This is a genomic window from Parabacteroides sp. Y3-G-102 (assembly GCF_023656845.1).
Taxonomy (GTDB): domain Bacteria; phylum Bacteroidota; class Bacteroidia; order Bacteroidales; family Tannerellaceae; genus Parabacteroides; species Parabacteroides distasonis.
The window spans coordinates 40,153-53,783 of sequence record NZ_JAMOKU010000037.1 but is presented as its reverse complement, the minus strand read 5'-3'; the positions used below and the strand labels follow the sequence as shown (position 1 = coordinate 53,783).

The window sequence follows — 13,631 nt, the reverse complement described above, 5'->3', positions numbered from 1 at the left end:
TCTATGTTATCAGTATGAAGTTAAAAGAAGTGACTACTATATCAGTATTACTTTATAACTACTGTCTACTGATTACGTTTATAAACAAAAAAAGTGTCTAGATAAATCAGGAAAAGACATTAACGTATAATAGTTTACAGTTTTTCTAAGCAAAAACAAAAGTTTTCCGCTTATGAAACTTTTGTTTTATAACTGGAAAACTTTTGTTTCCCTAGGAAGAAACTAAAGTTTCCTACAGGAGAAACCATTGTTTTCCCTACGAGAAACAACAATACCCTGTATGTTAACGTTTTTAATTGACTACTTCGCATCTTATTTATAAAGCAGGTTGACCGGTTTGCGACTTAGTAATAAAAGAGGTTGACCATGTTCTATCTTATTCATGAACGAGGTTAAGCCGGACAAAATAATTAACATTGTTTGCACAAATTCATTCAACTCACGATATAAATAGGTGACCTTAGACTGGCAATCCTAAGACCAATACAGACTTAGCTAAGTAATATATACTGTGTTGGGCAAGTCAGTATATATTACTTAGCCAAGTCAGTACTACTGCCGATAGCAAGCTCATCACACAAATGAACCATCAAATGAACGTTGAGATAGAGAATTTACTCTCCCGAAACGATCTTTAGCGAATATCCTTTACCCCGAGCACTCTCTATCACCAAACCCGGAATAGGAGACAAATCCTCTTTAAGCCTTTTAGCCGTAGCGGTAAGATGCACGAAAAGTACTATCTAATGATAATATCTGAAGTGCCCCCCCTGTATAAGAAAAACAAAAATCATCCCCAAGTTCTTTGATACGCCGATCTGTATCCTCTTGGACTACTTGTTGAAATGATAGCAATACAAATACATAACTTTATGCCAACAAACCCTCATTTTTTGTCTGTCAGCTAAAAGTCAGCTAAAACAATTGGCCATGAAAAGGAATAAACTTATGTTTGTGAAAAATTAAATACGATATGAAACGAGCAATCTATTAAAACACCGTCCTTCGCAAAAAGAACAAATAAAACGAATGAAACTCTTTTGGATCACGCTACTTATATCTAGTTTAGTCTCTTGTCACAATTTCAAAGAAGACAGACAACTCTCATTCGCTCTTGAAAGAGCAGGCGAAAACCGCCGTGAATTAGAACAGGTATTGGAACATTACAAAAATGATTCCTTGAAATATCGTGCAGCTTGCTTTCTTATTAAGAATATGCCCGGGCATTATTCTTATTGCGGGAAAATCACCAACACATATAATAAACAAATTGACTCTATAATACTTCAAACACAAAAAGAGGGGCGTTATCATGATACACCTTATCTTGCCAATCGCATTGATAGAATCTCTAAAATCCACGAGAACACCTCATTCCCGATACAAGAAGACATTCGTATAATTACAGCTGATTTTCTTATTCAAAATATCGAGCAGGCTTTCCACCTATGGGAAGATGCCCCTTGGAGCCGACATTTAAATTTTGATGACTTCTGTGAATACCTATTGCCCTACTCTATCGGAGCCATGGATGTACTGGAGGATTGGAGGACTGGCATGTACCAACAAATAGATTCTACGACATTAACAGAACTCAACGACTTCAGCTATTCTTCCGATATGCAAAACTCAGCATTTTGGGCTTGTAAGCATATCAATCAGTTTTTAGAGAAGAAATTAGTTCCTGAAAACTCGGTATATTCCATTCCGTTCATAGCAAAGACCTCCACTAGGAGCATGATATCATTCGGCACTTGTAATCAATTCTCGTTAATAGCGTTAGCTATGATGAGAAGCATAGGAATTCCCGTCATGCTAGATTTCACACCACAATGGCCTTTCCGCTCGATGGGGCATTATTGGAATGTACTTTTAGATAATACAGGAAAGAATCTAGCGTTTGGAGGATGCGAGACAAAAACAGATCCGGATATACTGCATAAACCTAGCCAGAAGATGGCTAAAGTGTATAGGCGAACATACGCTATTAATCAAGATCTCGTAAAGCTGAATACAACCGAAGAGGTCGTGCCCGACCTCTTCCGGAATATTTTCATGAAAGATGTTACCTCCGAATACATGAAAACTTGTGATATCATGATTCCAACACAAAAAAAACGAAACCATAAACATGCCTACCTAGCCGTTTTCGACAATCAGAAATGGGTACCTATATGTTACGGTACACAAAAAGGAAAAGTTTGTTACTTCAATGAAATAGGAAAAGATATTGCCTATCTCCCACTTTATTATGACAATCAAGGTATTCATCCTATTACAGATCCATTCATACTTGATTCACGAGGTAGAATAAAATATCTACATGCAGATACCAGTAAACGAAAGAAAGTTATATTATCTAGGAAATACTATCTCGCAAAACATATTTTCGATTATGCAAAAACTCTCACCGGAGGACATTTTGAAGCTTCCAATAATCCGGATTTCTCCGATCCTGATACAATACATACGATTTCTCATTGGTTATTGTCCGCAGATTCTTTCGAGATAAAACCTCAAAAAACATATCGCTATTGGCGCTATGTATCAGCAAAAAACAAGGGTTGTAATCTAGCCGAACTCGCTTTCTACTCAGACAAGGAGGAAAAAGAATTAACCGGCACAATCATTGGAACAAATGCCTCGGTTCGTTACGATACTATGCCAATGGATAAATCCAAAGTATTTGACAAAGATATCCTAACTTACTATGAAGCCCCTTCTACGGTTGATTATCCATGGGTAGGCTTGGACTTCAACAAACCGGTATCTATCAATAAGATCATTTATACGCCAAGAAACGATGATAATAACATCCACGCAGGTGATCTATATGAGCTATTCTATTGGGAATATAACCATTGGATGTCATTAGGCCAACAAAGAGCTATTGAATCAAAGCTAACCTATACAAATGTACCAGACAATGCTCTCTTGTTGTTAAAAGACTTAACCAAAGGAGAAGAAGAACGCATATTCACATATGAAAATGACAAACAAGTTTGGTGGTAATCTTTATTATTCCATGAGAACCATATTAAATTAATTACAACAAGTAGGCAATTTTAATTTTATCTATAAATAACTGATAATCAGCGTGTAAAAAACATCATTATAGTTTCCGAAAAACTCGTACGTGTTTTTACTAAAAGTCGTACGTGTTTCTAAAAATTCACGTACGTGTTTTTTAGAAGACGAAGTCGAGAAGAATATAAACATTCAAAAAAATACACTAACCCACCTTGTAAAACCTACCCACCACACTTCAGCACATAGCCATGCCCCCGAGCACTCTCAATCACCAGATCCGGAATAGGAGACAAATCCTCTTTAAGCCTTTTAGCCGTAGCGGTAAGAGCGTCTTTGGACACACTTCCATCCGGCCAGATTTCTTCTTTCAGCCGATTAGACTCAATGAAATATCCTTTATGTTCTAATAAAATACAAAACAGTTTCAGCCGTTGATTTGCCAATTCGATACGATGCCTATGATAATGCAATACGCCATGTGTTTCATCGAACAAGATATCTTCTGTTATTTGTATCATCTCTTTAGGTGCTTCTTGTAGCGGTAAGATATTTATCCTTGGTCTTTTCCATGTCAAGACAATCGCAATAACCCAGAGAATAACCATTGCCAGAATCCAAAATATATTTCGCAAAAACACTTCACCTACTATATAAAGGAAAGGAAATTGAACAAACGCTTGTAAAACGATCGTCCGATTCGCTCCAAAAACAATATCTTTTAATGGTATGAAAGATTGATAAAAAGAAGTATCTGAAGAGCTACATTCCGTCTTGTCTATAAAGGTATAACAAGTTACGGTCTGAGCCGAAATCGCATGTTCATACAAAGATGCACGAAAAGCGCTATCCAGCAAGGTTACTTGAATCGGATTCTCCATAGACAAACAATGTTGGAGACAAAAATCAGACTTCTCCTGTGAAGACATCCTCCGTGCCACCTCCTTATTATTCCTCATATGTATAATCGCATCGGCAGTCTTGATTGTAATGCTATCTCGTTCCAATCGATTAGCGCCTGAATAGGAAAAACAAAAAGCATCCCCTAAATCTTTTATCCGCCTATTTGTATCATCTTGAACTGCCCGCTGAAATAACGTTTGAGACTCTTCTTGTAATTCATACTTTACATTTTGGTATGATTTATAAAAAGACAACAAGCAAATCATCGTCATCAGAACAAATACACTCCACTTCCAATAAAATTTCCAATTTTGCTTCTCCATAATTATTCCTCGTTGAAACTGCAAAGATACGTTTTCCATCCCTTTCTACGAATAAATTCATTCAACTCGCAAGATGAAAGATGACTATAGGTAGACAAAAGGCTTATTTTTCAACTGTCAGCTAAAAGTCACCTAAAAAGATTGGCTATCCAAAGACCAAGCCGTACGTTTGTAACAAAAATTAGAAACGACATGAAACAAATTACTTTCAAGAAAGCTTTCGCTATCATTTTCATTTGCGCCTTGTGTGCTTCGTATTTTCTTTTGAAAGAAGGAAAACAAAATTTCTCAGATCTTACTTTCTCTAATATTGAAGCGCTAGCTTCCGGTGAAAGTGGATCCAAAGATTGTTATATGGCTGGCTCTCTATCATGTAATGGAGGATATTACAAATATATATACAACCGTTAAAACAACACATGAACTACTACGTGTACATAGTTCTATTAATAGGTAGTCTGGTATCCTGTTCGGAATCCTCACGGCACTTCCCCCGCTACGAGGATTTTCCCGATGAAAAGGCATTAAATGCGCAGGTTATCCACCTAGATACCGCCTTGTTCCGCTATCCTTTCCGGGTAGCGGTCAAGGATGGTATCGCTATTATCATGGACTTGCACAACGTAGATTATTTCTTCCATGCCTTCTCTTACCCCGAATGGGAATATATGACATCGTTTGGCAAACGAGGCGAGGGACCCGAAGAAATGGTATCGGCAGATTGCTTCCGGTTTATCTCCAAGGATTCTATCTGGACGCTCGATGCGAACAAAATGCGAACAACCCGGTGGAAGATTGAACAAAATATGAACAACATCATCCCCGTAGAAACGATCGATATGGACAAGCGGCTGGTTAGGGCATTGGACTTTTACCCGATGGAATCGGGCTTTTTAGTATCTGACTACCTCGGTGAATATAGACAAAAGTGGACAGACCGAGAAGGGAAATGGATTCACTCCGCTAATCAGATCCCGACCGAAAATAATTATGAAGACATCGCACGCCCTGCATTGGCGCAAGCGTGGCGAAGCTTCTTCGACTATAATCCCCAAAAAGGCATCTTGGTCATGGCAACCCAACTAGGAGAGGCATTAGAAATATACAACTTCACAGATACTACACAAACCGTACGATACGGACCTAATGGAGAACCTCAATTCGCAATCTCACAATCGGAGGGAATTCCAACGGGTATCATGGGATTCAGTGATGTTCATATCACAGACCATTTCATTTATACCGTATTTCATGGCCGTAGTTTCAAAGATATCGGGCAGGCATACCAACGAGGGGAAGATATCGAGGATGGCGGGCGATACATCTATGTATTCGACCTCAAAGGAAACCCCGTCCGGAAGTACGTGCTCGACCATGCCATTTATGGTATCGACGTAGATGAGGATACGGGGACGATCCTTGCCACGGATGTAAACAGCAACGATCCGATTCTTTCATTTAAAATATAACGACAAAATATCATGAAATACTTAAATCTAATCATACTATTATTATTCCTTCTAGCTTGCCAAGACAAGAAAAAAGACGAGATCAAGCATTTAGTATCCGAATGGCAAGGAAAAGAGATACGATTTCCGAAAGACATGGTCTTTGCACGGTTTGCAACCGATACGGTAGACTTCACCCTGCCAAAATCCCCCCACAAGGTGCTGGTTTTCGTGGATTCCATAGGATGTACCAGTTGCAAACTCCAACTGCACCGATGGAAAGAACTGATTCAATACACCGACTCCATTACCCAAGGAACGGTTCCCTTCCTCTTTTTCTTCCAGTCCGATGACAAGAAAGAAATACGGTATCTATTGAAAAAAGACAATTTCGACAAACCTATCTGCATGGATCAATCAGACAGACTGAACGAACTGAATCATTTCCCGGCCGACGGGAGATTTCAAACCTTTCTATTGGATAAGGACAATAAGGTCGTAGTGATAGGAAATCCTATCCACAACCCGAATATCCGGGAGCTATACCTAAAAGAGATCACCGGAAAACAACCCGCTTCACAAATACAGACCACCGTGAAAGTGGAAGAGGCATCCATACAGCTAGGAACTATCCAAATGGGAGAAAGCAAAGAAGCTGTTTTCCGATTAACAAACACAGGAAACAACCCGTTAGTCATACTAGACGCGGCTACAACCTGCGGCTGTGCCCGCCCATCTTTCGACAAACATCCCGCCAAGCCGGGAGAGATCCTTCAAGTAAGAGTCATCATGACACCGAAAGACAAAGGAGTCTTTGACGAGACGATTTCCGTGAAATGCAATACGAATCAACTGATAAAATTAAACATTCGGGGGATGGCTCAATAAATAAAAGAGAAGGGAGAGCTTGCCGGATATATTGGAACGATCACAAGCAAGCCTCCCACCCCACTTTTACTCATGAAGCAGAAAGGAGGTGACACAAAAGTAGTAAATTAAATTGAAAGAGGAATTCGAGAATATCCTTATCTTGCAGAAGAATAGTAAGCAAGAGATTAAATTCTCAAAAACATAAACTATAAAAAAGAAATATCATGAGAAAAAAGATTTTAGGAATAGCCGTAATGGCAGTCGTAGCAGTAGCTGCGGCATGGAACATCAACCAGAGTGAAAACGAGATTAAACTCTCTGATTTAGCGCTTGACAATGTGGAGGCATTGGCTAGTGGGGAAGGTGGAAGCGGATATTGCAGTTACTCTGGGGGAGGATGTATTATCAAATATTCCGATGGGACATCCACTTACATACCGGGACGTTGGAACTAAAATTTAATCAAAGGAGGGTGTGCCAAAACGAAAAAAATCACAATGGAATACAGTCGGTAAATCAATGGAATGCAGATGTTTTCTCATTGATTTTTTAATTTGTATTTCATAGACTCTAGGTATCTTGAGCAAGAAGAAAATGTGTTCAATCCCTTAATTTGGCATGCCCTCCTTAAAAAATCAGTATCATGAAGAAATACATTATCTTACATCTTTCACTCATCCTATTAGTATTCATCGCTTGTACCGATGATCAAAAACAAGATGACAAAAACATAACCTTCCAGAGAAGTGATTTCAAAGTCCGAAAATCACTATCCGGAAAAACTATTGAATTTGACAGTCTTATTTTACGACCTTCACAAATCCAATTATTCGACTCCTTCCTAGTTACTTGCAATCAAGGGGCGGAAAAACAATTCCACATCTTCAACCTCAATACGGCACATAAGGAAGGAGAATGTATTCCTGTAGGACAAGGGCCTAAAGAGATGATGACACCATGTTTCGTCAATCGGAACGATTCCGTAGTCATTTTTGATATGATGACCTCTACGATTTTCACTTACTCTATCCCGGAATTTACCAGTGGAAAAGAACCGGAATACGCCAGCCGTATCTCCCTAGATACAAAACCGCTATGGAGCAATATTCGAAGCTTGGGCAACGGGTTCTTAGGCGTATCCTATCAAGAGACGAGTCCTGGATTCCTTTTTGATCAAACAGGTAAGAAAACGATGGATTTCGGTACTTATCCTAAAACTGAGCAGGAGTATACTCCTGCCGAATTAATCAATGCGTTTCGGGCAGACCTAACCACCAACCGAAAAGAGAAGGTTGCAATCACTCACTACTTCACTGATTTAATTTGCATCTATAACGTGAACGGGACCTTGGAAAAACAATTACGGGGACCGGATCATTTCGCATCTGTTTTCAAAGAATTTAGGGATGGAGACATTATCGGAAGTAAAGCGAGCCCGCAAACTTATAGAGACGCTTTTTATAGTCCTGTAAACGTGGGGAATAGTTTATTTGTTCTTTATAATGGAAAAATGGTGACAGAGCCTAATTACAATATATTATGCAAAGAATTATTTGTAATCGGATGGGACGGTAGCCTTGAATGCCATTACACATTAGACCAAGGAGTCTCCTCCATCGCTGTAGACAATCAAAAACGGAAGATCTATGGTATCAGTGATGATCCGGAATATCATATCGTAGTGTTCGACTATTGATGACTGATATCCAAAGAATTTGGATTTAGGAAATGAGGCATAAACATAAAAGAATGGGAATAGAAAAACGTATATACAAAACAAATATAAATCAGATGTTACGATATCTGACACTTATATTTTATGGGGTATTTGGTATTGGTTGCATATACGCATTCCTCCTCATCTTCTGTTTCAGCACGTTCAAAATCCCTTCCGATTCCATGGAGCCTCAACTCCAAACCGGAGATCAAGTATTAGTAAACAAATGGATAGCCGGACCTAGGTTATTCAATATTTTCGCATCTATGAAAGGGAAGCGGGTAGATATATACAGAGTACCCGGAGTCGGGCAAATCAAACGGAATGATATTCTCGTATTCAACTACCCGCATCCCTATTCATGGGAGCGGATCGAAATGCACATCATGCAATATTATATCAAACGCTGCCTCGGGTTACCGGGAGACTCCATCCGGATCGAACAGGGATTCTACCGAAACAACCATACAAAAGAGCCTTTGGGGAATGTGGAAAGTCAAGCGAACTTATCCAGACAAAAAGCGGATCGGATGCCGGACGGTGTCTACCGTTGTTTCCCTTTTGATTCTACATTCAATTGGAATGTTCATGATTTCGGTCCTTTGTATATCCCCCGAAAAGGGGATAGAATTACCGTGAATCAAACAAATTATAAGCTATACAAACAAATGATCGAGTGGGAATCAAAAGATTCCCTATCGTGGAAAGATAGTAAAGTTTATATAGGAGACAAACAGGTAAGACAATACCAGTTCCAAAGCAACTATTACTTCGTGGCCGGAGATAAGACAGAAAACTCTAGAGATTCCCGTTATCTCGGACTTATACCGGAGGAATTTATCGTAGGGGTAGCTTGGAAAGTGTGGAAATCCGTTGACCCTTACACGGGGGAATACAGAAAGGGACGTTTTTGGAAAAATATTCGAAACAATTGAAGAATTATGAATAAGCTTATTTTATATGTATGCGCTTGGATCTGTCTGCACTCTTGCGGTTTCTCAAAAAGCCAAGAAGAAAGTATGTTGGAATATGCGTTGTCGCAAGCCGGCGATAACAGGAAAGAGTTGGAATATGTCATCAAATACTATGAAGGGGATTCATTAAAAAGAGAGGCCGCCCGCTTTTTGATACGCAATATGGTCTATCATTTCGGATATGAGAAGCGAGAGAGGGTATCAGACATCACCACCCTATCCTCGGACTATCTAATCCGTAATATCGAGCTGGCGTTTCAGGCGTGGCCCAAGCCCTGGAATAAATCGGTAAGTTTCGAGAATTTTTGCAGGTATATACTTCCCTACCGGGGGTTATACGAACAGCCCTCCGGTTTACGTGAGGAGCTGATGCGGACGTACCTCCCTTTGCTGGATAGTTCGCATATTGATAACACGTACGATGCGGCCGTGAGGTTACAAAAGATACTACGAACCCGAGTCACCTATCAAACGGAGATACCCATCCACTATCCAACCGCAGAGGAGATCCACCGGACAGGGGTTGGACGTTGTGATGGGGTAGTCTTGTATGGTATCCAGCTGATGCGTGCGGCCGGTATTCCCACTGTAGCAGAACATACGATCTGGACTCGTAGGAACGGGGAACATTATTGGTGCGCATTCTTAAACGAGGATGGGCGATTCCTACCTTTCGCTCCGGAGTACGAAGGCCCGGATTCCTTGATCTACAACCTAACCAAGCCGTTCTTGACCCCGGCCAAGGTTTACAGATACGGATTCGCCCCCTTACATCCGGTAACGACCGAGTCGACCGATGAATACCGTACGTTCTTAAAAAATCCGTTATTGACCGCTGTCACGGAGCAATACCTACCACCTGTCGCAGATATCCATACGACTTGCGACCTCCCGGTGAGATCAAAAAGAGCACCTATTTACCTCTGTACCTATAATCATGGTAACTGGAGGCCTTTCGCCATGAGCGAACGGATCGGCAACCGCTGTACCTTCCCGAAGATCGTAGGCGATGATGTGTTTATCATCGCCGAATATGACAAAGAGGCTTATGGCTCACTACGCTTCATCACATCCCCTTTCCATGTGAGCAATACGGGGATCATCACGAAAATTAAGCCCGATCCGGCCCGAACCGATTCCATCTTTATCGCCTCGGACAACCCGTATCAACAGCAAGTGCCGTATACACTCGCTTATTGGGAACAGGAACAGCAGTGTTTTAAAAACGGATATTTCCCGACAGACACGATACCCGGTGGCATCCTCATTCGCAAGATACCTAAAGGGAGCCTGTTGAAAGCGATGATCTCGCGACCGGAAAAGGCTGCGGAAGATCGTATCTTTTTGGTGGAAAACGATACGGTAAAAAGATATTAACCATGAAAGAGCTGTTGAAACTCGGCGTATATACCCTACTCGGGACACTTTTGCTAAGCGCCCCTTTCGCAGGATTGGGAATGCTATCCACACACTTGGTGACAGAGAAAACCTTTTGGATTCAACTAATCGCCCTGTTCTTATCCGCCGTGTCCCTACAAGGTTTGTGGTTGAATCCAAGCAAGGGGCTGTGCCCATGGACTTACGTGGATATCCTCCCCCTTTCCCTCTTGGGGCTTATCCTCCTCTCTTATCCCTACTCCATACACCCGGAGCCGGAAAAGCTCCTGTTTATCGGACAAATGGTTGTCTTGTGGTATCTGCTTCGGCAGGTGTTCCATGAATATCCGGTGCTCATAGGATATTTTTCAATGTTCTTTATCGCGACAGGCCTTATAGAAGCCATCTGGGGCTTCCGTCAATTACAGGGATGGGCCTATTCGAACCATTCCCTGTTTCGGCTGACCGGCTCTTTTTTCAATCCGGGGCCTTATTCCGGATATTTGGCGATCACATTACCGGTGGCTCTTGGCATCTTGCTGGAACAGTCCAAACGAAATATGCCCTATTACCTGTCCATGGGATGTATAGGCACAGCGATCGTTGTACTTCCTGCGGGAATGAGCCGATCGGCATGGATAGCGGTGGTCGTTTCTTGCGCCTGGGTATATGCCCTGTACCGCCTTGACAGGAAACAGGCAGCGACCAGACTGAGACAACACAAAAGGTGGTATATCATAGGCGGTATCCTAGGCGGCATATTGCTTCTTGGCGGGAGCGCATCACTCTATACATTAAAGAAAGATTCGGCAGACGGAAGGTTTCTGATGTGGAAGATCACGACGAAAGCGATACAAAAACAACCGATTACAGGTACCAGCCTAGGTGGGTTCCCTGCCGCTTACGCTGAAACACAAGCGGAATACATGGCTTCGGGAAAAGCGACTGAACAGGAAAAGTTGGTTGCCGGATGCCCGGAGTACGCATTTAATGAATACTTGCAGATTGGATTAGAACAGGGGTTAGTAGGATTAGCCCTATTTATAGGCTGGCTGGGGCTTCTATTTTATAAAGGAATAAAGAACAAAAGGTATGCTTGTTGCGGGGGATTGATGTCTATGGCTATATTCGCCTTCTCTTCTTATCCATTGCAATTGCCGGAGTTTTGGGTAGTATTGATATTCCTAGGGGTGATGAGCGTAACACCGGACAAGGATGAGATCCGTGAGAACCAAGCCGAATCAAATGGCCATAGATGGGGCAAACAGATATTTTTTATGGGAATCGCTATTCTTGGAATTGGTTTGTTCTGGATGCAAAAAGATCATTATAAGGCTTATCAACAATGGAATAAGGCGCAAATGTTTTACAATAATAAAGCTTACGAAGCGGCCTTGGAGGTATATGAACCTTTGTATCCATTATTGAAGCATAAACCGGAATTCCTTTTCGAGGTCGCTCAATGCCTAAGCAAGACCGGACGATACGAGAAAGCGAATGGATATCTGGAAAGAGCTGTCTTATTAAGCTCCGATCCCATGCTTTATTACGTAATGGCTAAAAATGAGCAGTGTTTAGGTGAATACCGACAAGCGGAAAAGCACCTGTTACATGCCATTGATATTTTACCGGAACGTATCTATCCGTATTATCTGTTAATGAATCTTTATACGGAACCATCTTATTTTCAACCTGCAAAATTGAAAAAGGCGATTGATTCCGTATTAACTAAGAAACCCAAAGTGGAAAGTTCCGCTATTAAAGAAATGAAAGAGAAAGCACGAAGTATGTTAAACAACACATCAATATGAATACAATATCCTTATTTTTATAGCAATTACGACTACATCGTAACAATAAATACTTATATTTGCGAATGACAAATTGTACAAACCGATCAATCATACGAGTATGAAATACTATAAATTGTTGACCTTTACGCTTTTATTCTGTTTAAGCGCATGCGGCGGAGAAAAGAAAGATACAGATGCCACACAGGATTCCGTAGAGACCGTATTGCCGGATGAGGCGAACGAAGTCACGATCATGACATTGAAGCAAACGGAATTTAATCATGAGTTGATAAGCAATGGTAAACTGTCCGCTCGCAAGTTGGTGGACTTACGGTTTGAGTCGGCGGAACCCATCGCCCGTATCTACGTGAAGAACGGAGACCGGGTAAACAAAGGACAGAAAATAGCGGAACTCGCTACTTTCCGGCTCACGAACAAAACAGCGCAAGCCAAAGATGCCCTAGAGAAAGCGAGGCTTGAATTAAAAGACGTATTGATCGGTCAAGGATATATGCTGGAAGACTCAGCGAAAGTCCCGCCCGCAACGCTCAACCTAGCACGGGTAAAAAGTGGATATGATCTGGCGCTCGCCCAATATCAACTTGCCCAATATGAGGAACAGAATGCGACGCTAATCGCGCCTTTCGACGGTATTATCGCAAACCTTTTCGCTAAACAAGAGAACGTGGTGTCTACGACGGACGCATTCTGTACCGTTATCGATCCTCATAGTCTGGAAGCCTCTTTCACCGTATTGGAAAGTGAGTTGCCGCTTATCCAAAACGGAGATAAAGTGGAAGTTACCCCTTTCGCCACCACCAGCTTAAAGACTGAAGGACGTATATCCGAGATCAACCCGCTAGTGGATGAGAACGGGATGGTACAAGTGAAAGCGGCGGTAAACGACAAAGGTAAATTATTCGAAGGCATGAATGTACGGGTTAGCGTACAACGCTCGCTTGGGAAGCAATTGGTCGTACCTAAAACGGCTGTGGTATTACGTTCCGGAAAACAAGTCGTATTTACTTTAGTTGATGGGCACGCTTATTGGAACTACGTGCGCACCGGACTGGAAAACGCGGATAGTTATACCCTTTTGGAAGGATTGAAAGAAGGGGATGTCGTGATTACAAGCGGCAATATTAATCTGGCGCATGAGTCACCGGTCAAGGTAATTGAAAATTGAGAATTGAGAATTG

11 protein-coding genes are annotated in these 13,631 nt (G+C 41.4%); 10 read left to right on the top strand and 1 reads right to left on the bottom strand.

Annotated features, from left to right (window positions below):
* Positions 1-1,029: 1,029 nt before the first annotated feature.
* Complete coding sequence (locus tag NBH16_RS17050) at positions 1,030-3,012, top strand: discoidin domain-containing protein (protein ID WP_008779168.1); 1,983 nt, start codon at positions 1,030-1,032, stop codon at positions 3,010-3,012.
* 239 nt (positions 3,013-3,251) lie between these two features.
* Here NBH16_RS17050 and NBH16_RS17045 read toward each other — a convergent pair whose 3' ends face one another.
* Positions 3,252-4,292: a winged helix-turn-helix domain-containing protein gene (locus NBH16_RS17045; RefSeq protein ID WP_008779167.1), complete on the bottom strand. Its 1,041-nt coding sequence runs from the start codon at positions 4,290-4,292 to the stop codon at positions 3,252-3,254.
* Positions 4,293-4,445: 153 nt separating this feature from the next.
* On the opposite strand from NBH16_RS17045, the gene NBH16_RS17040 reads away from it, so the two are divergent.
* The 9 genes from NBH16_RS17040 to NBH16_RS17000 all read left to right on the top strand — a co-directional run bounded on the left by NBH16_RS17040 (position 4,446) and on the right by NBH16_RS17000 (position 13,618).
* Positions 4,446-4,664, top strand: coding sequence for an NVEALA domain-containing protein (locus tag NBH16_RS17040; protein WP_009275352.1), 219 nt, complete (start codon positions 4,446-4,448; stop codon positions 4,662-4,664).
* A gap of 8 nt (positions 4,665-4,672) precedes the next feature.
* On the top strand, positions 4,673-5,722 hold the full coding sequence (locus NBH16_RS17035) for a TolB-like 6-bladed beta-propeller domain-containing protein (protein WP_122114866.1): 1,050 nt from the start codon (positions 4,673-4,675) through the stop codon (positions 5,720-5,722).
* Between the two features lie 12 nt (positions 5,723-5,734).
* Positions 5,735-6,589 (top strand): DUF1573 domain-containing protein, encoded by an 855-nt coding sequence (locus tag NBH16_RS17030; protein ID WP_005859563.1) that lies wholly within the window; start codon positions 5,735-5,737, stop codon positions 6,587-6,589.
* Between the two features lie 206 nt (positions 6,590-6,795).
* The gene (locus tag NBH16_RS17025) at positions 6,796-7,026 is read left to right on the top strand and encodes an NVEALA domain-containing protein (protein ID WP_005859565.1); all 231 of its coding nucleotides are present in this window, start codon (positions 6,796-6,798) and stop codon (positions 7,024-7,026) included.
* 188 nt (positions 7,027-7,214) lie between these two features.
* On the top strand, positions 7,215-8,267 hold the full coding sequence (locus NBH16_RS17020) for a BF3164 family lipoprotein (RefSeq protein WP_005859567.1): 1,053 nt from the start codon (positions 7,215-7,217) through the stop codon (positions 8,265-8,267).
* 95 nt (positions 8,268-8,362) lie between these two features.
* A complete protein-coding gene (gene lepB, locus NBH16_RS17015; RefSeq protein WP_008779164.1) occupies positions 8,363-9,223 on the top strand; it encodes a signal peptidase I in 861 nt (286 codons plus the stop codon).
* Between the two features lie 6 nt (positions 9,224-9,229).
* Positions 9,230-10,639 carry a transglutaminase domain-containing protein gene (locus NBH16_RS17010; RefSeq protein WP_044545980.1) on the top strand — a complete coding sequence of 470 codons (1,410 nt, stop codon included), beginning with the start codon at positions 9,230-9,232 and terminating at the stop codon, positions 10,637-10,639.
* A gap of 2 nt (positions 10,640-10,641) precedes the next feature.
* The gene (locus NBH16_RS17005) at positions 10,642-12,450 is read left to right on the top strand and encodes an O-antigen ligase family protein (protein WP_009275349.1); all 1,809 of its coding nucleotides are present in this window, start codon (positions 10,642-10,644) and stop codon (positions 12,448-12,450) included.
* A 100-nt stretch (positions 12,451-12,550) separates the two neighbouring features.
* A complete protein-coding gene (locus NBH16_RS17000) occupies positions 12,551-13,618 on the top strand; it encodes an efflux RND transporter periplasmic adaptor subunit (RefSeq protein ID WP_022192521.1) in 1,068 nt (355 codons plus the stop codon).
* Positions 13,619-13,631 lie beyond the last annotated feature (13 nt).